Here is a 19,763-nt window from a genome sequence, read left to right as displayed (position 1 = left end):
TCCTTCCCGTGGGGGGTGGGGTCGCCCGGCGGACCCCTTTTTCGTCATGTCCCGGTTTCTGGCGGCCTGTGCGGTGGACAATATGGGCATGACTCAGCAGGGGGACAACTGGTGGGACAAGCTCTACGACGAGACGGCGCCGGACACGGCGCCGACCGCGACGGGTGACACGCTCGACGACCGCTTCGACTCGGCGTCGCAGGCGACGGGCGGCGCGGCGCGCCCGCCGGCGCAACCGACCCGGGCCCCCTGGGAGCCCCTCGAAGGCACGGCCCCGGGCCCCCGCTCCTTCCCGGCACCCCCACCCGTACCGCCGGAGCCGACTTCCGACAGCCTGCCGCCGACCCCGGCACCCGACGGCCCGCCACCCGCCCCGCGGCCACCGGCATCCGACGCCCCGCCGCCCGCCCCGCGGCCACCGGCCTCCGACGGCCTGCCGCCCGCCCCGCGGCCACCGGCCTCCGACGGCCTGCCGCCCGCCCCGCCGACACCGGCACTCGACGGCCTGCCGCCCGCCCCGCCGACGGCCGCACCACCCGCGCAGCCGGTGCCCCCGCCCGCGCCGCCTCCACCGGCCGGAGGGCCTTCGTCCTCCGCCACGGCGGCTCCGCCGCCCGAGGCGCCACCCGCACCGCCACGCCCGCCGGGCACACCCGGCCCCGAGGCCGAGACGGACCAGGTCCCGGAGGCCGACCCCGACGGCCCCCTGCCCGTCCCCCGTCCCCGTTCGGGCCACATCGGCAGCCGGCCGCCCACCTACGAGGCCGAGCCCACCGCACTCCCCGCCGCACGGCCCGACGAGCTCGACGAGCTCGTCGCCGACACCGTGCTCGACGGCGCCCGCTACGGCGCCTTCACCCTGCGCGCCGCCTCCCTGCGCGGCGACTCAGCCCGCTACCGCGGCGACCCCCGCAGGGACGCCCTGCTCACCGCCCGCTTCGGCCACGCCGAGGCCGCGCTCGTCCTCGTCGCCGTGGCCGCCGGCGCCCGTACCGCCGAGACCGCCCACCTCGCCGCCGCCGACGCCTGCCGCTGGATCGGCGAGGTCGTCGGCCGTAGCCACGCCCGGCTCTCGGAGGACATCCGGGCCGGCCGCCGCGGTGACCTCAAGTCCGGGCTCCACCGCCTCACCGACCGCACCTTCGGCAGACTCCGCGCCCGCGCCGCCGAACTGGGCGTGGAGCCCGAGGAATACACCGCGAGCCTGCGCTGTCTGCTTCTCTCCGCCGACCCCCAGTGCCGCAACCGTGTCTTCTTCGGCATCGGCCGCGGCGGGCTGTTCCGGCTCCGCGACGGAGCCTGGCAGGACATAGAGCCGCTGCTCCCCGAACCGGCCGCGCTCACCGGCGCCCCCGTCGTCGGCTTCGGGTCGCCGCCGTCGGAAACCGACGAAGGCGACCGGCTCACCATGGACCTCGGCATCACCACGGCCCCCGGCCCCTTCGTCGAGGCTTCGCCCGCCCCGCCCGCGGAACCGTTCCGCTTCCGCGCCTCCGTCGCCCGTCCCGGCGACACCCTGCTCCTCGCGTCGAACGGTCTCGCCGAGCCGATGCGCGGCGAACCCGAGCTCGCCAAGGAGCTCGCCGGGCGCTGGGCGGCCCACGAGCCGCCCGGGCTCGCCGCCTACCTCGCCGACATCCAGCTCAGGGTGAAGGGGTACGCCGATGACCGTACAGGCGTGGCCGTCTGGGAGGCGTAACGCTTCGGCCCATGGGTTGATGGATCCATGGCCAAACAGAATGTCGCAGAACAGTTCGTCGACATCCTCGTCCGGGCAGGCGTCCGACGCCTGTACGGGGTCGTGGGCGACAGCCTGAACCCCGTCGTCGACGCCATCCGCCGTACCCCCGACATCGACTGGATCCAGGTCCGGCACGAGGAGGCCGCCGCCTTCGCCGCCGGGGCCGAGGCGCAGATCACCGGCCGTCTCACGGCCTGCGCCGGCTCCTGCGGCCCGGGCAACCTGCACCTCATCAACGGCCTGTACGACGCCCACCGCTCGATGGCCCCGGTCCTCGCGCTCGCCTCGCACATCCCGTCGAGCGAGATCGGCCTCGGCTACTTCCAGGAGACCCACCCCGACCGGCTCTTCTCCGAATGCAGTCACTACAGCGAGCTGATCTCCAACCCGCAGCAGATGCCCCGACTGCTCCAGACGGCCATTCAGCACGCCGTCGGGCAGGGCGGCGTCAGCGTCGTCTCGCTGCCCGGCGACATCGCCTCCGAGCCGGCTCCCGAGAAGTCCTGGGAGACCGCGCTCGTCACCTCCCGGCCCACCGTCCGCCCGGGTGACGCCGAGATCGACGCCCTGGTGCGGATGATCGACGCCGCCGATCGGGTGACGCTGTTCTGCGGCAGTGGCACGGCCGGCGCGCATGCCGAGGTGATGCAGTTCGCCGAGCGCGTGAAGTCGCCCGTCGGGCACGCGCTGCGCGGCAAGGAGTGGATCCAGTACGACAACCCGTTCGACGTCGGCATGAGCGGCCTGCTCGGCTACGGCGCCGCCTACGAGGCGACCCACGAGTGCGATCTGCTGATCCTGCTCGGCACGGACTTCCCGTACAACGCCTTCCTGCCCGACGACGTCAAGATCGTCCAGGTGGACGTCCGGCCGGAACGCCTCGGCCGCCGCTCCAAGCTCGACCTCGCCGTCTGGGGTGACGTCCGGGAGACGCTGCGCTGCATCACCCCGCGCGTGCGCGCCAAGTCGGACCGCCGCTTCCTCGACAAGATGCTGAAGAAGCACACCGACGCGCTCGAAGGAGTCGTCAAGGCGTACACCCGCAAGGTCGAGAAGCACAAGCCGATCCACCCGGAGTACGTCGCCTCCGTCCTGGACGAACTGGCCGCCGACGACGCCGTGTTCACCGTGGACACCGGCATGTGCAACGTCTGGGCCGCGCGCTACATCTCGCCCAACGGACGCCGCCGCATCATCGGTTCGTTCTCGCACGGCTCGATGGCCAACGCCCTGCCGCAGGCCATCGGCGCGCAGTTCACGGACCGCTCTCGGCAAGTGATCTCGATGTCCGGTGACGGCGGATTCTCCATGCTGATGGGCGACTTCCTCACCCTGGTCCAGTACGACCTCCCCGTGAAGATCGTGCTTTTCAACAACTCCTCGCTCAGCATGGTGGAGTTGGAGATGCTGGTGGCCGGACTCCCGTCGTACGGGACGACCAACCGCAACCCCGACTTCGCCGCGATCGCCCGCGCGGCCGGCGCCTACGGCGTCCGCGTGGAGAAGCCCAAGCAGCTCGCGGGCGCTCTCAAGGACGCCTTCGCGCACAAGGGCCCGGCGCTCGTCGATGTCGTCACCGACCCCAACGCCCTCTCCATCCCGCCGAAGATCAGTCGCGAGATGGTCTCCGGCTTCGCGCTCTCCGCCAGCAAGATCGTCCTGGACGGCGGGGTCGGCCGGATGCTTCAGATGGCTCGCTCCAACCTGCGCAACGTGCCTCGTCCTTGAGGCCGTCGTAGAGACATACGGCCGAATCGCGCCCTACAAGGGTTCCCGCATATCCGCACATACTCAAACGCATGGGGGCGACCGGGGACATCCGATCGGCGGCATGCCAGGCGTGCCAGACATGTCGTAGGGCTGATCCGACCGTACGTGCACGCGGTCGGATCAGCCTCATGGCCGTGCTGTGCGACTCCTGCTGGAACCGTCTGGCCAACGGTCTCGCCGAGGACGAAGGCGCCACGGCGCCTCCGATGCCCGAGTTCGGCCCCGACGACGTGTCGTGGGTCGAGCCGGCCACCTGCGAGCAGTGCGGTGCTCCGGTCCGGGTCCGGCCGACCAACTACGACCGATGGGTCAGCCTGGCCACCGTGGAGTTGCCGGCCAAGGACGTTCCGCCGCACCACCGTTGGCGAGTCGTGCGGGTGTACGCCCCGCGTACGGGTGTGGTCGTCGACCTCGTGGCCGTCCGGGTCCGGGCCGTCGATCCCCTGCCCGGCGATCCGGTCGTGCCGGCGCACCGCATGCTGTGCGTCCAGGACGGGGACGAGGAGTGACCGAGGCCGGCGGCGGGCCGCCGCGCCTGCCGATACGTCGACATGTCCGTTCGGTGGCGCTCCGGTATGAATGCGGGCCGGTCGGTGGGGCATGCATCCCCGTGAGCCTGTTCGAGGAGAGTTGTTCCGACATGTGGGTGGGGGTTATGGCCGGGGAGGCGAGACAGCCGACTCAACTGCTCAGGAAGGTGGGATGCGCGGATCTCACCGCGGTGCCGGAGGTGCGCCATGCGTTGCGCGAGATGTTGCGGAGGTGGGGCGGACCGGGGGCCTCCGACGTGGCGGAGCTGCTCACGAGCGAGCTGGTCACCAATGCGCTGATCCACACGGACCACGGCGCGGTCGTCACCGCGACCGTCGTCCCCGACAGCCTTCGGGTCGAGGTGCGCGACTTCGTCTCCGGTCTGCCCGAGCCGTCCGTACCGATCGCCGACGACGGTACGCACGGCAGGGGTCTCGTCCTGGTCCAGGAGCTGGCCGACTCCTGGGGGGTGGAGGACCACGGCGTGGGCAAGGTGGTGTGGTTCGAACTCAACGGCGGGGCCGCCTGAGAGGCGACCCCGCCGTCCGTTGTTCCGATCTCAGCCGAACTGCTGCTCGAGGTCCTTGAGCTTGCGCTCCAGGGAGTCGAGTCGAGGCAGGGCCTGGGTGTCGTCCTCGGCGGTGAGATCCACCGTCCGGGGCTCAGCACCCTTCACGGCCTGGAGGGAGGGCCGGTGTCGAAGCGGCAGTTGTCCGGGGTCCGCTATGGCGGGCTCCGCGACGGCCGTCCCCACGGTCGTCGTCGCGGAGCCGCCCGAGCTCATCGATCCCACGGAGCCCGTGCCGGAGTTCAAGGCCGGCATCTCGACCTGACGACCGCCGCCGCGGCCGAGACCGAAGGACCGGTGCTGCCGGTTGATCGCCCTTATGCGGGCCCGGTCGAGCTTCGCCTGCTCGCGCCGGCGCCCCCGGTGCTGCTCCTTCTCCCGCCGGTCCTCACGGACCTCGTCGACCGCCTCGTCCAGCGACGGTACGCCTTCCAGCAGCATCAGCGACCAGGCGCCGAAGGTCTCCCTGGGTGCCCGCAGCCAGCGCACGACCCGGATCTGCGGCAGCGGACGGGGCACCAGGCCCTGTTCGCGCAGCGCCGCTCGGCGGGTCTGCTTGAGGGCCCGGTCGAAGAGGACCGCCGCCGAGAGGGACATGCCGGCGAAGAACTGCGGGGCGCCGGCGTGGCCCAGCCCCCGGGGAGCGTGCACCCAGTTGAACCAGGCCGCCGCGCCCGCGAACGTCCAGACGAGGAGGCGCGAGCCGAGCGCCGCGTCGCCGTGGCTGGCCTCGCGAACCGCGAGGACAGAGCAGAACATGGCCGCGCCGTCGAGGCCGAAGGGGACGAGGTACTCCCAGCCCCCGGTGAGGTTGAGGTTCTGCCGGCCGAAGCCGACGAGCCCGTGGAAGGAGAGTGCGGCGGCGACCGCCGCACAGCAGAAGAGCAGGACGTACGAGGCGGTTCCGTAGATCGCTTCCTTGCGTCTGCGGCGTTCCTCGCTGCGTTCCCAGGAGTCATCGGCCGCGGCCTGGTCACCGGCGCGCTTGCCGCGCGCGAGCACCGCCACCGCCGTCAGGACTCCGGCCACCATGACGCCACCCGGAAGCAGCCAGTCCAGCGATATGTCGGTCAGTCTCATGCGGTGTCCCTTGCATCGCAGTAGGGCCTTTCGGCCGCCCATACTGGCCGACCCCGAACGGCCCACAAGAGGTTTCGCGGCAAGAGCACGCCATTGGGGCCGCACAGCATACGAATAGGTGCGATCTGATCGAACGGCCGCACGGGCAAGGGGAGTTGCGTTCGATTTGCGCCACCCGTGGGGGTGGCGTAATCCATCGGGAGTGTCAGGCGGTCGCGGCCAGTCGGCGGACCCGCTCGGCGTCGCAGGTGCGCGGACACGTCAGACAGGTGTCCTCGGGGCGCAGGGTGTAGAAGAAGCAGCACGTCGCCCGGTCCCGGGTGGAACGGGTCGTTCCGTCGGCGTCCTCGGAGCCGGCCAACTCGCGGAAGCCGGCGGAGCCCGCGTACGGCTTGGCCGTGCCGGGCATCAGCAGCTCCAGCTCGCGCATCGCCCGCTCCTCCTCGCCGAGCAGCGCCGCGATGTACCAGAGGCCCTCGACGATCTCGTCCGTGGCCATGCCCCACAGCGCCCGCCTGCCGCGCCTCATCCGCGGCCCGAAACCGGCCAGGACGTCCTCGAAGTGCTCGGCGAGCGAGGCCCGGACCTCGGCGCGCAGCGCCTCCTCGTCCGGGACGATCCGCGCGCCGGGCAGCTCGGCGGCGGGGTCGCCGGGCAGACAGGCGAACTCCTCCACGCGGACGGCCATCCGGCCCAGGGCCCGCTGGAAGGCGACGTTCCGGGCGGGCATCCGGGGAACGCGGCGGTGCAGGAACCAGGGGACCGTGACCAGGAGGCAGGCCGGCCAGGCGTACCGGTGCAGCCCGAAGCTGGCGACCACGTCGGGGCGGGCCTGCTGCCCGTAGTCGCGAAGGACCTGGGCGTTGTCCCAGGCCAGGAAGGCGTCGAGCGCGGCGCCCCCGGCCGCCAGCTCGTCCGCGCCGACCCAGCCGCCGCCGCGCGGCGCCCGCTCGCCGTGGCCCAGCTCCTCTATCCGCAGGCCGGAGAACACCTCGCCGAGGCGGGCGTACGAGGCCGCGACGGGCGAGGTGAAGGGGGCGGGGAGCAGGGCGGGGACGGCCATACGGGACCACCGAATCGCGATCGTTAACAGGTAAGCCTTACCTTACCCGATGCGATCGATGTTTGAACTGCGGGTCCGTCCGCCTATGGTGCATAGGGGGCCTCGCCATCGCGAGCCGGGCCCGGCACAACCCCGCAGGAGGACCCGGGTGGAGCAGGGCAGAGCGCGCGAGCGGGCGCAACAGGAGCCGTACCCGCCGTTCGGCGACGCCGTACGGGTCCCCGGGCAGGCGCGCGGCGAAGCCTCCACGCCCGCTCCGCCCCCGCAGGCCCGCGGCGAGCACACCCACAGCGAGCCCCCCGCGCCCCGGCTCGCCCCCCGCCCCGTCCAGCGCCACTCCGTACGCGGGCAGATCCTCCAGGCCCTGCGCACCGCACTCGTCGGCGGCGAACTGGTCCCCGGCGAGGTCTACTCCGCCCCCGTCCTCGCCGAACGCTTCGGCGTCTCGGCGACCCCGGTGCGCGAGGCCATGCAGCAGCTGGCCACCGAAGGCGCCGTCGAGGTGGTGCCGAACCGCGGCTTCCGTGTCACCGAACGCACCGCGCGCGAGCTCGCCGAGCTCGCCGAGGTCCGCGCCCTCATCGAGATCCCCGTCATGCTGCGCCTGGCCCGTACGATCCCGGCCGCCCGCTGGGCCGAGCTCCGCCCCCTCGCCGAGGCCACCTCGGCCGCCGCCGCCCGCGGCGACCGCGCCCACTACGCCGAGGCCGATCGCGCGTTCCACCGCGCGGTCCTCTCCCTCGCCGGCAACGAACAGCTCCTGGCCGTCGCCGACGACCTCCACCGCCGCTCCCAATGGCCCCTGGTGAGCGCCCCGGCGACCCGCCACGGCGAACTGGTCGCGGACGCGGCGGAGCACACCGCCCTCCTGGACGCGCTCATCGCGCAGGATCTGACCGTCGTGCAGTCACTCGTACGGGAGCACTTCACCGGATCGGCGGGCTGACGACTAAGGTCGTTGCCGTCAGCCCGCTCGCACGCCGCCGTCCGTGAGGTGTCCCATGCCGTCCGCGACTCCGTCCCCGGCAGGGGGACGGTGCCCGTGACCGGATCCGCCCGCGGGGAGCGCCCCGCCGCCGGTACGGAGGCCCAGGCGGCGGTCCTGCTCGGCTGGCTCACCGACCCGGACGCGCCCCGCCTCTGCCTGGTGACCGGCGACCCCCGCCGGGGCAAGTCCGCGCTGCTCGCCTGGCTCGCCGCCCACGGCGCCCGATCCGGGGCGCGCCGCAGGCGTTCGGCGCGCGAGCTGATCCCGCTCGCCGGGCAGAGCGCGCTCGGTGCGGCCTGGACGATCGCGAACCGCCTCGGCGTCGTGGCCAGGACCCCCGGCGAACTGGTGCGGACCCTCGCCACCACCGAGGCCCGCCGCGCGGTCCTCGTCCTGACGGACCTGCACGCCGCCGTGGAACCGGACACGATCGCCGAACTGATCGGAGAACTGGCCGGGTTGGGCCGGATCCGGCTCGTCGTCGAGGTCCGCACGGGCACCCCCGCCCACGCCCTTCTCGCCGCCCGCCGGGCCACGGTGGTGGACGTTCCGGAGCCGCACGACACGGTCGGCGCGGGCGAACCACGCCGGCCCGCCCGGCCGGTGGAGGAGGGGGCCGTACGCGCGGACGTCGACCTCGCCGATCCCGTCGCCGTGTGCGAGGCCGACCCCCTGCTCGTCACCGCCGGCTACGGGAACGGGTCCGGCGACGACCACGGCGGACTGCGAGCCGCCTGGCTGCGAGCCGGCCAGTCCCTCTGCCGCGACCAGGACCCCGCGGACCGTGCCCTGGTCCTGCTCGGCGCTCTCGGGGACGGCGCCGACCCCCGGCTGCGGCCCGCGCTGCGGGTACTCGCCGCCGAAGCGCCGTGGCGCCTGCGGTGGACCCGCGTACGGGGGGATCTCACCCCGCCCTGGCCGGGCCCCGTCACCGCGCTCGGGACGTTCGGCGACCGTCTGCTCGTCGCGGGTCCGACCGATGCCGTGCACCTGCTGCGCACGGCCGACCCCACCCCCGCGGGCGAGTCGTTCACCAGCTCCGCCCGGCGGATCAAGACGCTCGCGCCCGCGCCCGACGGAACCCTCCTGCTCCTGGACGAGCGGGGCCGGCTGCACACGGTGCGCGGACTGCCCGGGCCACGCCCGCCGTACCTGGAACGGCTGACCGCGGCCGTCGCGGCGACCCTCACCCGGCACCCGGGCACGGCGCTCGCGGCGATCAGCGGGTCCGTGGTCGTGGGGGACCGGCTCGGCTCCGTGCACGCCTTCGGCTTGACGGGCATTCACCAGGCGGCACTGCACAGTGGCCGCGTCACGGCGGTCACCGCCGTCGAGGCGCCGCCCACGCCGTTCCTCTGCAGCGGCGGCCTCGACGGCACGGTCCGGCTCTGGACCCCCGGCCAGGACCCGCACCCCGAGCCCGTCGCCGAACGCCCGTGCCCGGTCGTGGCGTTGCACGCCGCACCGACCCCCGAGGGCCCGTCACTCGCGATCGCCTGGGCCGACGGGCTCGTGGAACTCCGCCACCTCGACACGAAGGAGCGCCTGTCCTTCCGCCCGGGCCCACCGGTGCGCGCGGTGGCACTCACCCCGGACGGGGGAGTGGTCGTGGGCATGGACGAGGCGCTCCTGTGCCTGGACGAAGCACACCGTCAGGCGGCGTGATCGCCGGCTGGGGTGCCGGTCGGGACAGCGGTGTGATGCTCCGTCATGTCGCGGGCTGGGGTGCCAGTTGGGCCGCGAGCCAGGTCGGGACCCCGCCCAGCAGACGGAACAGCCGTCCCGCCTCGGCCCGCAGGCGGCCCGCCTCCGGCTCCGTCTCCGTGTTGGCGAGGGCGGTCAGGGCCGGAGCCGTACCCACGAGGAAGCCGAGCTCCTCGCGGATCCGCAGCGACTCGGCGAAGCCGTGCCGCGCCTCCGCCAACTCGCCCTCACGCAGGGCGATTCCGGCCAGATGGCGCCAGGTGGAGGAGAGGAGCAGGCTGTCGCCCCGGTCCGTCGCCCCCGCGTGGGCACGACGGAAGGCCGCGCGGGCGGCCTGGGGCGAGTCGCCCAGGTTCTGGGCGATCAGCCCGCGCCGGAAGTCGAGCAGCGGACGCCCCTCCGCCGAAGGCCCGATCAGCGCGGCCGCCCGGCCGAGCGCCGCGGTGGCCTCGTCCGCCCGGTCACGTACGCCGAGGAGCGTCGACGCGTAGGCCAGATAGCCGCGTTCGCACGCCGCCGCCCCGCGCTCCTCGTCGCTCTGCGCGACCGCCTCGGCCGCCCGCAGCGCTTCCTCCGCCTCGGCCCAGCCCTTCTCGGTGTACAGACAGCGCTCGATCAGCAGCGCCGCCCGCTCCAGCGCCGCCGCCGGTTCGGCCGCGCGCGGGGTGAGCAGAGCGGCCGCGTCCGTCCAACAGCCGCGTGAACGGAGTCGCCATATGGCCGTCTCCATGGGGGTCTTCCTGCCGTAGGCAGAGGAAGGATCGTCGCCACCCGTTGTTTCGGAACCAGACATGGCGGTGTCCGCCACATTGCCCTCCCCGAGCGCGCCATTGAGCTGTTGAGTAGGCCCGCATCTCAACACGAACCGGTACGCGGGGCCAAGGGGTCAGGTGAAAAATTTCACAAGAGCCTTGTGCATCCCGGTATGCGGACACGGCCGCCGGGTCCGCCTCAGCGGCCGATCCGATCTGCCTGTGCCCCGTCTCCCGGCGCGATCAGGGCGAGATGGCCGCCGTCGTCCAGGGGGGTCGGAACCCTCAGTACCGCCAGTTCCCGGGTTCCCTCGAAGAGATGAACCTCGCCGTGACCACCCCGGCTGACGGCGGTGTACTCCGCGCCCGGCGAGGCCGCGATCGCACGCCGCTGGACACCGTCCCAGGGGGTGCCGCCGGGGCGCGGAGCTCCGTCCATCGGGGGGAGCGGCAGCCGCGCGGCGATCCGGGGCCGGGAAGCCGAAGGGTCGAGCAGGACCAGCTCGTCGCCGTCGGGATGGACCCGCGCGTACGCGACATGGGTCGCGGCGACCGCGAGCCGGAAGACCAGGCCGGGGCCGAGCGGGACCCGCTCCGTACGGCCGGACGCGAGGTGGTGGCACCAGGCGTCGTTGCTCCACTCCGGCCACCGCCCGGGGTCGGCGGGCCCGCCCCGCACACAGGACCAGAGGGCGCGCCGTACCGGGTCGAGCCGCAGGTAGTAGCCCCGGCCGGGGCCCGCCCAGTCGAGCGGCTCCTCGGCGAGTAGCCGGTGGCCCGCGCGCCGGGCGCGGTGGACGCCGGAGCCGGCCGCCGCGAACAGCCGTCCGCTGTACGGGTCGAGTGCGTCGCCGTGTCCGTCGTGGTCGGGCAGGGGCAGCTCGTGCTCCGGGTCGACGGGCGGGCAGGCGGGGGGAGCGCCGAGCAGGGTGTCCCAGCTGTACGCGGTGAGGGTGCCGGGTTCGCGGTGGCGCAGGACGACGAGCGGGTCCTCCGTGCCGTGCGGTGCGCCGTCCGCTGCGGAGCCCGGTTCGCCGACCAGCGCGACGCCCGGTTCGCCGACCCGTGTGCGGACCCGGACGGAGCGGGGGCGTTCGGGGCGCAGGTCGACCAGGGTGAGGAGGTCGCTCCACGGTTCCTCGTTCCGGCCGAGACCGGTGGTCACCGCCAGGAGGCGGCCTGTGGCGTCGGTCGCGAGGTGTTCGGCGGGCGCCGCCACGGGGACGGTCGCCTCGACGAACGGCCGGCCGGCCTCGGGGCCGTACGGGTCGAGCACCACCAGCTCGCCCGCCAGGTCGTCGACGAAGGCGCTGCGGCCTTCCGGCAGGGCGAGGAATCCGGCGTGCTCGGCGAGGTGGCGGCCCTCGAGGACTGCTCTCTCCTCGCCGCTCGGCAGATCCAACATCCGTATGCATCCGGCGACTTGGTCGGCGACGAGGAGGCGGGGCGGCAGTGGCACGGCGGACTCCGGGAGGGTGGGCGGCAATCGTCTTATTGGTAATGATTATCATGTGACACTCTGTGGGGGTGCGGGTCGGCCCGGGGCGCCCGCCGCATCTCTCTGTCATCACCCCCGGGGCGAAACGGAACTGAGGGACATATGTCGCGCAGAATGCTGCGAAAGGCGCGCCGCCTCGCGGCCGCGGCGGTCATGGGGGCCCTGCTCGCCGGCTGCGGAGCGAGCGAGGGGGACGCCAAGGGCACGGCGAAAGGGGGCACGGAAGCCGGCGCGACGACCGACGTGAGCGTCCGGCCCATCACCGCCGCGCGGACCGTCACCGACGCCAAGGGCGTCACCGTCACAACCGCCGCCCCGCCGAAGCGGATCGTCTGTCTCGTCGCCCTCTGCGACGACATGCTGGCCGAACTCGGCTTGGTCCCGGCCGCCACCAACTCCGCGCTCCTCGCCCACGAGAAGTTCCTCGGCAAGGAGAAGGCGGCGAAGGTGCCCGTGGTCCCCGGCGGCTTCCTCAGCCCGGAGACCGAGGCGATCCTCTCGTACCGGCCCGACCTGGTGATCGGGCTCGGCGACACCCACGGCAAGCTCGCCCCCGCGCTCAAGGGCGCCACCGTCTTCTGGCCCGTCCAGCCCGGCAACTGGCAGGACAGCGTGGGCTACCTGCGCGATCTCGCCGCACTCACCGGCCGTACGAAGCAGGGCGAGGCGGCCGAGAAGGCATTCCGGACCAAGCTCGCCGCCGCCGAGAAGGCGCGCAGCGACAAGACCGCACTGATCATCTTCGGCAGCGACGAGAACTTCGGCGTCGCCACCCCCGGCAACGACGTCACCGCCGGACTCATGCCCGAGGTGGCCGACTACCCGTGGAAGAGCCGGGGGGTCGAGGGTACGTACAGCATGGAGGAGATCCTCGCCCGCGACGTCGACGTCCTCTTCGTCGAGACCCTCTCCTTCGGCGGCCCCGCCGCGCCCGGGCAGCGGCTCTCCGACAAGCTCGCCAAGAACCCGCTCTGGTCGCAGATTCCGGCGGTGAGGAACGGCCGTGTCCACGAGGTCGATGCCGAGGTCTGGGCCAAGGGGCGCGGCACCCGGTCGCTGGGCATCGTCCTCGACGAGGCGACGGCCGCGCTGCGGTGAGCTCCTCGCCGGTACGTCAACTCTGCGGCGGAGCCGCGGTCCTGGCGGCTGCCGCGGCCTGCGCGCTGCTCCTGCCGCACCTCGGGGACCTCGGCGACGACACCGGGACCTTCAGGGTGATCCTCACCGAACTGCGCCTGCCCAGACTGGTCCTGGCCCTCGTCGCCGGGGCCTGTCTGGGCGCCGCGGGCCTCGTCCTCCAGGAGGCGCTGCGCAACCCGCTCGCCGTACCGGAGATGCTCGGCGTCTCCGGCGGCGCCGCCCTCGGCGTCGCCGCCCCGCTCGTCCTCGCCCTGCCCGTCCCGCTCGCCGTGCAGCCCCTGCTCGCCCTGGCCGGCGCCGCGTTCGGCGGCCTTCTCACACTGCTCGCCGCGGGGTTCGGCCGCAGCCCCAGCGCCGTCCTGCTGACCGGTGCCGCCGTGGCGGCGGCACTCCAGGCCGCGCTGCTCGTCCTGATGGTCCTCGCCGACCAGCTCGACCTCCAGATCGTCTACCGCTATCTGCTCGGCAGCCTCTCCGCCCGGACCTGGGACGACGTCACCGGCCTGTGGCCCTGGCTCGCGGTGGCGCTGCCCGCACTGGTGCTGTGCGCCCCGGTCCTCGGAGTGCTGCGGCTCGGCGACGACGACGCCCGCGCCCTCGGCGTACGCGTACGGCGCGCCCGCCTCGCGGCGCTGGGCCTGGCCGTCCTTCTCATCGCCCCGGTCGTCGCGGTCTGCGGACCGGTCGCCTGGGTCGGCTTCCTCGCCCCGCACCTCGCCCGCCGTCTGCGGCCGGAGGCCGGGGCGGTGACCTGGCTGCCCTGGTCGGCCGCGCTCGGCGCCCTGATCGTCACCTGCGCCGACCAGCCCGCCCGCCTCGCCCTTGCCCCGATCGAAACCCCGGTCGGCGCCTGGACGGCCCTGCTGGGCGTACCGGCCGGCGTCGTACTCCTGCGGACGGGGGCGAAGCGATGACGGACATGGCGTCGGGCCGAGCCGGGCCCGGCATCCGACTGGTGCCTGCGTGGGTGCTGTTCGTGGTGCTCGGCGTCGTCCTCGCGGGCGTCGTGGCCGGCGGGCTGGTGGCCGGGCGCGCCGTCGGGGCCGCGGCGGTGACCGACGTGCTACGGGGCGGCGGTGATCCGCTCGCGCGCCACGTCGTCCTCCAACTCCGGCTCCCCAGAATCCTGGTGGCACTGACGGCCGGGGCCTGCCTGGGGCTCGCCGGGCTCGTCCTGCAGTCCGCGCTGCGCAACCCGCTGGCAGGACCGGAGGTCACCGGTGTGACCCCGGGCGCCGTGCTCGGCGCGGTGGCCGCGACCGGGCTCGGTCTCGCGGGCTGGGAGTCCCCGATGGCCGTGGTCGTGGCCGCCTGCGCGGGCGGCTTCACCGGTGCCGGACTGCTCTGGCTGCTCGCCGGCCGGGACCGGGGTGACCCGGCGCAGACGGCGGTCCACGGTGTGCTGGTGTCGGCGGTCCTCGCCGGGCTCACCGCCATGGTCCTGCTCGTCGCACCCGGCGAACTGGGCAGCGTCGTGCAGTGGCTCGTCGGCTCCACCGAAGGCCGGGTCATGGAGCACTGGCGGCTGCTCTGGCCCTGGGCCGCGGTCTGGTCCGTGGCCGCCTGTCTGCTCGCCGCCCCGCTGACCCTGCTGCGCTGCGGCGACGAACAGGCCGCGGCGGCCGGACTGCGCACCGGCCGCGCCCGGCTCGCCGCGCTGGTCTGCGCGGTCGCCCTGACCGCGGGCGCCGTCGCGGTGGTCGGCGCCCTCGGCTTCGTGGGTCTTCTTGTCCCGCACCTGGCCCTCGCCCTGTTCGGGGCGGACCTGCGCCGGGCGCTGCCCGGCTCGGCCCTGCTGGGCGCGGTGGTCGTGGGCGGCGCGGACGCCGGGGCCCAGTGGCTCTCGCCCGTCCTCGCCGAGGCCCTGGAGACGGACCGGCTGAGCATTCCCACGGGTGCGCTGACGACGTGTGTGGGCGCGGCACTGCTGCTGATCGTGGCCCGACGCGGAGCGGAGGAAACATGAGAAGGACCACGGAGTCGCTCGGCACCCGGACGGTGGAGGCGGGGGCCGATCTGGCCCCGCCTCGTACGGCCGGGGCGGCACCCGCCGCGCCCGGCACGATCCGTACCGAGGGTCTGCGGTTCGGCTACCCAGGCCGCGAGGTGCTGGCCGGGATCGATCTGACCGTGGGCGCCGGGGAGTTGGTCGCCTTCGTCGGGCTCAACGGCTGCGGCAAGTCCACCCTGCTGCGCCTCTGCGCGGGGCTGCTGCGGCCGGGTGAGGGGCGTGTGCTGCTCGACGGCGACGACCTCTCGCGCATGTCCCGGCGCGCGGCCGCCCGCCGGGTGGCGATCCTGCATCAATCGGCGCCCGCCGTACCGGGCATGACGGTCCGTCGGCTCGTGCAGCAAGGGCGGTATGCCGCCCGCGGCCCGCTCGGGATGCTGCGCGACGGGGACGACGCCGTCTGTGCGCGGGCGATGGCCGACGTGGGTGTCGACGCGTGGGCCGACCGGCCGGTCGACGACCTCTCGGGCGGTGAACGGCAGCGCGTACGGCTGGCGATGGCCCTGGCCCAGGACACCCGCGTCCTGCTCCTCGACGAGCCCACCACGTATCTGGATCTGCGGCACCAGCTGGAGGTCATGCGGACGGTGGTGCGGCTGCGCGAGGAGCGGGGGCTGACGGTGGTGATGGTGCTTCACGATCTCGGCCACGCGGCCCGGTTCGCCGACCGGATCGTCGCCCTGAGGGAGGGGCGCGTCGCCGCCGACGGCCGCCCGGAGGACGTCGTCACCCCCCGCCTCCTGGCCGACGTGCTCGGAGTGGCCGGCCGGGTGGGGCGCGATCCCGAGGGCGGCTGGCCGGTGTGTTACCCGGATCACCCTCTGGATGCCACTGAGGCTATTGCGAAATGAAAATCATATTCATTAGTGTTTGTGGTGCGCCGCCGGTCCGGCGGCGTGACCGTCCACGAATGGAGAGTCAACTCATGGAGCAGCACAAGGTGTTCAGCCCGATCGCGGAGCAGGGTCAGCTGGCCCACCTGTCCGCCACGCACTCCAACGCGCTGGTGGAGAACCCGTTCGAGGACGCCGTCGAGGCGGACACCGACTCGGACAACTGAGTCCGGCGTCCGGCCACGCGCCGGACGCCCGCGGGCCCGCCCGGATCGCCTTTCCGGGCGGGCCTCACCCGTCTTCACCCCTTCGCACCCGCTTCAGGAGGAACCCCCGTGACCACCGCGCGACTTGCCCCCGGTGTCGCCCTCGTCACCGTCCCCGGCCAGGGGCTCGCGGTGCGCACGACCGACGGGGAGTTCCTCCGCGTCGACACCGGGACCGCCACCCCCGAGGACGTCGTGGCCCGGCTGACGGGGGGCGGCGGGGAACCGGCCGCGCTCGACACCCTGGCCGCGGCCTTCGAGAAGGCCGGGTACGCGCGTGACCCCGCCCTGCCCACGGAGCCTCCGCTCGCCGGGCGGACCGTGCTCCTCCTCGGCGACCCGCTGCTCACCGGTCCGCTCGCCCGGTGCGTACGGGACCTCGGCGCCGACGTACGCACCGGCGCACCGCAGGACCTCGGAGACGTCGCCGGGAACCCCGCGGCCGCGGTCGTCTGGTGCCTGGACGGCCCCGTCCCGGCCGGCCTGTGGGACGAGGCGGACCGCCTCCCGGCCGGGGGCACGGCCTGGCTGCGCTGCCACCGCGAGGGCGCCCAGGCGTGGTTGGAGCCCCCGGCCTGCGGACCCGGCGACGTCACCTCGGCGGACGTACGGCTCCGCCGCCTCGCCGCCACCCCCGCGCACCGCGAGCTCGCCGCCTACTGGCAGGGCCGGTACGCGGGTGACACGGGCACCGGTCACCAGGCGGCCTCCGCCGCCCTCACCGCGGCCCTGACGACCGCCGACCTCCTCGCCTGGGCGACCGACCCCGAAGGCCCCCGCTTCCGAACCGCGCGGCGCACCCTGCGCCGTGTCGACCTCCGCACCCTCACAATCACCGAACACCCCGTCCTGCCGGTCCCGAAGGTCGCCCCGATCGCCCCGACCGCACAGGTCGGCCCGCAGTCCCCGGGGAACCGATGAGGACCGTACGGGTCCACGGTCTCGCCACCGACCTCTGTATCCCGGACGGCGCGGGCCCCCACCCCGCCGTCCTCCTCCGCACCCCCTACGACCGGCGCCGCCACCGCCCCGAGCTGCGCGCCTGGGCGGCGCACGGGTTCGCCGCCATCGCGCAGGACGTCCGGGGACGGCACGCCTCCGCCTCCGCCGGGCCCTGGCGTCCCTACCGCTCCGAGGTGGCGGACGGCGCGGCGGCCCTGACCTGGATCCGCGAGCAGGGGTGGAGCGACGGGCGTGTGGTGGCGGTCGGGGCGTCGTACGCGGCCCACTGCGCCCTCGCGCCACTGCTGGACGGAGACGGGGACGCGGACGGAGACGGGGACGGGGACGGGGTAGCTGACGGGTACGGCCATCAGCGGCGTCCCGACGCGGTGATCGCCGCCGTGCCCGCCCTCGGCGGCGGCGAAGTGGCGCGCGAGGCGACTGGGGTCGAACGGCTGTCGGCGCGGGCCGGTTGGTGGCTGGAGCACGGCGACCGCGCCGACTCCGACGACCAGGCCCTCGAACAGGCCCTGCGGGACACCCCCGACCTCCTCGACCGGCTCCCCGTCACAGGGATCCTCCCGCTCGCCTCCTGGCCCGGTGTGTGGTCGGTACCGCGCGACGAGGGCCTGTGGAAGCGGGCCGCGTCCGCCCGCGTACCGCTCCTCGCCGTCGGCGGCAGCCGAGACCCCTTCGCCGTCGAGACGGTCCGCCTCTGGCGCTCCTGGGGTGGCCCCGCACGGCTCCTCCTCGGCCCGTGGGGACACGGCCTGACCGCCGCGCCCGCGCGCGAGGCCCGCCCCGAACACCGCCTGGACCTCGGCTCCTTGTACGCCCGCTGGGCCAGGGAGGCCCTGGCCGGCACCCTCGACGGCCGGCGCGGCGCGATCGCGCTCGGCGGCAGCGCCCACTGGTACGCCGCCGACGCCGAGTCCGCGCACCCCGTCCCGTACCGCTTCGGGCACAGCGCCGGCCTGCGGCTCGTGCACGGCGCCGAGTTCGTCGCCGACCCGCTGCGACCGGTGCGCTCCGACCGCCTCGACATCGACGAGCACGGCGCGCCCGACCGCTGTCTGCTCGTCACCCCGCCGCTCCCGCGCCCCCTCGACCTGCTCGGCGACGCCGGCGTACGGCTCGTCGCCGCGACGGAGGGCCGGAGCGCCGACTGGGCGGTACGGCTCGTGGCCCTCCGCCCCGACGGATACGCCGAACCCCTCGCCACCGGCATCGCCCGAACCACCCACGGCCCTTCGCAGGAACGGGAGTTGACAGTCCCGCTCGGGCGCGTCGCACGCCGGCTGGCCGCCGGGGTCCGGCTCCGCGTCGAGGTCGCCGGCCACCACTTCCCCGCCCACGCCCGCAACCCGCACACGGGCGAGGACCCCGTGACCGCGACCCGGCTCCTGCCGTCCCGGCGGTCCGTACGCATGGCAGGCAGCGCACTGCTGCTGCCCGTCGTCCACCGCCCTGCCGCCATCGATCCCGTACAGGAGATACTCCGTTGACCCTCACCGGCGTACCGTCGCTCGACGCGCTCGTGGACCCCGTCTGCGGGCTCATACGGGGAGTCGAACCCGTTCCGCACCCCACCGGCGCCCCACCCCGCTACACCGCCATGACCGCCGAGGTCTCCGACGCGCGACGCTTCGGGGCGTGGCCCGCCGACCGTGTCTCGTTGGGCACCACCTTCGGCGACCCGCGCGGCGCGCGGCTCGCCGCCGTCGCCGAGGCCGTCGAGCGCTACTGCGGCAACCGGCTCCCGCCGCCCGGCCACCCGGACGAGCCGCGCCGGGCGACCGCCACCGAACTCCGGGCGGAGGGGCGGCGGTTGTACGGGCCCGGCGATCTGCCCTCGTACGCCTCCTGGCAGTACGAACGGCCCCGCTTCCCCTACCGGCCGCTCGGCCCCGACACCCCCACCCTCTGGGCCCGGGGCGGCGAGGACGGGCGGGAGTGCTGGGTGCCCGTCGCACTCAGCCACCTCAACTGGCGACAGGGTGAGCTGAGTTCGCTGCCACGGACGCACCACCTCAACTACGCGGGCATCGCCACCGGTCAGGGCTTCGACGACGCCGTCGAACGCGGGCTCCTCGAAGTCGTCGAGCGGGACGCGCTGGAACTGTGGTGGCACCTGGACGGGCCCACGCGGGGCATCGACCCGCGTTCGGTGCCCGGCCTCGACCGGGACCTCGAAGGCTGCGGCCTCGAGGTCCGGATCGTCGAGATGCCCTCCGAGTTCGCGCCGTGCGTCGCCGCATGGGTGTACGACCCCGAACGCGGCATCCACGCGGCCGGATTCGCCTGCCGCTACGACCCCGCGGAGGCCGCCCGCAAGGCGGTCCTGGAGGCGGTCCACACCTGGGTGTTCACACAAGGCGCGGTGGACGGGGACGGCTGGGTCTTCCGGGCCGTCGAGGCGGGCATGTTCGCCCGGGGCCTGTACCTCGACCACCGGCCCGACCGGCGCTACCTGGACGCCGTCGGCGAGGACTTCGGCGCGGTACGGGACCTGGGCGCGCACGTCCAGGTCTGGCTGGACCCGCGCATGGCGCCGTACGCCCGCCGCTTCACCCATCCGGAACTCGGTGTCGTCCCCGTCCACGAGATCCCGCCGGGGAGCCGGGCGACGCTGGACGCCCGCCTGGCCGCCGGGGGCCACCGCCTGATCACCGTCGACCTGACGACCGAGGACATCGCCGAGACCCCGCTGCGGGTGGCCCGGGTCCTCGTCTCGGGCCTCGTCCCCAACGCACCGGCGGCCTTCGGCTACTTCGGCTGCGAGCGGTTGGGCCGGGCGGCGCTCGACCGGGGCTGGCGATCCACGACACCGACGACCCCGGCCGACTTCACCCTCGCACCGCCACCGCACATGTGAG

17 protein-coding genes and 1 pseudogene are annotated in these 19,763 nt (G+C 74.3%); 14 read left to right on the top strand and 4 right to left on the bottom strand.

The genetic code is table 11. The features are described 5' to 3' along the window. Nucleotides 1-88 precede the first annotated feature (88 nt). From ABZ939_RS35000 to ABZ939_RS34985, 4 genes are all read left to right on the top strand, one after another. Nucleotides 89-1,699, top strand: a complete 1,611-nt coding sequence (locus ABZ939_RS35000) for a protein phosphatase 2C domain-containing protein (protein WP_361864312.1) — start codon at nt 89-91, stop codon at nt 1,697-1,699. A 27-nt stretch (nt 1,700-1,726) separates the two neighbouring features. Then, on the top strand, nt 1,727-3,469 hold the full coding sequence (locus ABZ939_RS34995) for a pyruvate dehydrogenase (RefSeq protein WP_361864310.1): 1,743 nt from the start codon (nt 1,727-1,729) through the stop codon (nt 3,467-3,469). A 170-nt stretch (nt 3,470-3,639) separates the two neighbouring features. Beyond that, a complete protein-coding gene (locus tag ABZ939_RS34990; RefSeq protein WP_361864308.1) occupies nt 3,640-4,020 on the top strand; it encodes a DUF6083 domain-containing protein in 381 nt (126 codons plus the stop codon). Between the two features lie 131 nt (nt 4,021-4,151). Continuing rightward, complete coding sequence (locus ABZ939_RS34985; RefSeq protein ID WP_361864306.1) at nt 4,152-4,571, top strand: ATP-binding protein; 420 nt, start codon at nt 4,152-4,154, stop codon at nt 4,569-4,571. Nucleotides 4,572-4,601: 30 nt separating this feature from the next. Here ABZ939_RS34985 and ABZ939_RS34980 read toward each other — a convergent pair whose 3' ends face one another. Both ABZ939_RS34980 and ABZ939_RS34975 read right to left on the bottom strand, forming a co-directional pair. Then, nucleotides 4,602-5,690: a DUF2637 domain-containing protein gene (locus tag ABZ939_RS34980; protein WP_361864304.1), complete on the bottom strand. Its 1,089-nt coding sequence runs from the start codon at nt 5,688-5,690 to the stop codon at nt 4,602-4,604. A gap of 205 nt (nt 5,691-5,895) precedes the next feature. Next, nucleotides 5,896-6,753 (bottom strand): (2Fe-2S)-binding protein, encoded by an 858-nt coding sequence (locus ABZ939_RS34975; RefSeq protein WP_361864302.1) that lies wholly within the window; start codon nt 6,751-6,753, stop codon nt 5,896-5,898. Between the two features lie 148 nt (nt 6,754-6,901). Between ABZ939_RS34975 and ABZ939_RS34970 the strand changes: the two genes are divergently transcribed. After that, complete coding sequence (locus ABZ939_RS34970; RefSeq protein ID WP_361864301.1) at nt 6,902-7,699, top strand: GntR family transcriptional regulator; 798 nt, start codon at nt 6,902-6,904, stop codon at nt 7,697-7,699. Nucleotides 7,700-7,795: 96 nt separating this feature from the next. Continuing rightward, entirely contained in the window at nt 7,796-9,406 is a 1,611-nt protein-coding gene (locus ABZ939_RS34965; RefSeq protein ID WP_361864299.1) for a WD40 repeat domain-containing protein, read from the top strand. A gap of 43 nt (nt 9,407-9,449) precedes the next feature. On the opposite strand, the gene ABZ939_RS34960 is transcribed toward ABZ939_RS34965, so the two are convergent. Together ABZ939_RS34960 and ABZ939_RS34955 are read right to left on the bottom strand one after the other, a co-directional pair. Continuing rightward, on the bottom strand, nt 9,450-10,238 hold the full coding sequence (locus ABZ939_RS34960; protein WP_361864298.1) for a hypothetical protein: 789 nt from the start codon (nt 10,236-10,238) through the stop codon (nt 9,450-9,452). Between the two features lie 158 nt (nt 10,239-10,396). Continuing rightward, nucleotides 10,397-11,656: a hypothetical protein gene (locus tag ABZ939_RS34955; protein WP_361864297.1), complete on the bottom strand. Its 1,260-nt coding sequence runs from the start codon at nt 11,654-11,656 to the stop codon at nt 10,397-10,399. Nucleotides 11,657-11,797: 141 nt separating this feature from the next. Between ABZ939_RS34955 and ABZ939_RS34950 the strand changes: the two genes are divergently transcribed. The 8 genes and pseudogenes from ABZ939_RS34950 (at nt 11,798) to ABZ939_RS34915 (ending at nt 19,762) form a co-directional block, all read left to right on the top strand. Then, a complete protein-coding gene (locus tag ABZ939_RS34950) occupies nt 11,798-12,793 on the top strand; it encodes an ABC transporter substrate-binding protein (RefSeq protein ID WP_361864295.1) in 996 nt (331 codons plus the stop codon). Next, a complete protein-coding gene (locus ABZ939_RS34945; RefSeq protein ID WP_361864293.1) occupies nt 12,790-13,749 on the top strand; it encodes an iron ABC transporter permease in 960 nt (319 codons plus the stop codon). The genes ABZ939_RS34950 and ABZ939_RS34945 overlap by 4 nt, the downstream gene beginning before the upstream one ends. A gap of 5 nt (nt 13,750-13,754) precedes the next feature. After that, complete coding sequence (locus ABZ939_RS34940; protein WP_361864336.1) at nt 13,755-14,801, top strand: iron ABC transporter permease; 1,047 nt, start codon at nt 13,755-13,757, stop codon at nt 14,799-14,801. A 50-nt stretch (nt 14,802-14,851) separates the two neighbouring features. Then, nucleotides 14,852-15,713, top strand: a pseudogene (locus tag ABZ939_RS34935) (ABC transporter ATP-binding protein). Between the two features lie 58 nt (nt 15,714-15,771). Then, nucleotides 15,772-15,906 carry a streptamidine family RiPP gene (gene amiA / locus ABZ939_RS34930; protein WP_361864291.1) on the top strand — a complete coding sequence of 45 codons (135 nt, stop codon included), beginning with the start codon at nt 15,772-15,774 and terminating at the stop codon, nt 15,904-15,906. Nucleotides 15,907-16,014: 108 nt separating this feature from the next. Further along, nucleotides 16,015-16,866 carry a hypothetical protein gene (locus tag ABZ939_RS34925; protein WP_361864290.1) on the top strand — a complete coding sequence of 284 codons (852 nt, stop codon included), beginning with the start codon at nt 16,015-16,017 and terminating at the stop codon, nt 16,864-16,866. Beyond that, nucleotides 16,863-18,392 (top strand): CocE/NonD family hydrolase, encoded by a 1,530-nt coding sequence (locus ABZ939_RS34920; RefSeq protein ID WP_361864288.1) that lies wholly within the window; start codon nt 16,863-16,865, stop codon nt 18,390-18,392. The genes ABZ939_RS34925 and ABZ939_RS34920 overlap by 4 nt, the downstream gene beginning before the upstream one ends. Continuing rightward, the gene (locus tag ABZ939_RS34915) at nt 18,389-19,762 is read left to right on the top strand and encodes a YcaO-like family protein (RefSeq protein ID WP_361864286.1); all 1,374 of its coding nucleotides are present in this window, start codon (nt 18,389-18,391) and stop codon (nt 19,760-19,762) included. The genes ABZ939_RS34920 and ABZ939_RS34915 overlap by 4 nt, the downstream gene beginning before the upstream one ends. Nucleotide 19,763 lies beyond the last annotated feature (1 nt).

This window comes from Streptomyces sp. NPDC046712, assembly GCF_040645695.1.
GTDB lineage: Bacteria > Actinomycetota > Actinomycetes > Streptomycetales > Streptomycetaceae > Streptomyces.
Note: the sequence above shows the minus strand (reverse complement) of the source record. Positions and strands in the feature narration are given on the sequence as shown.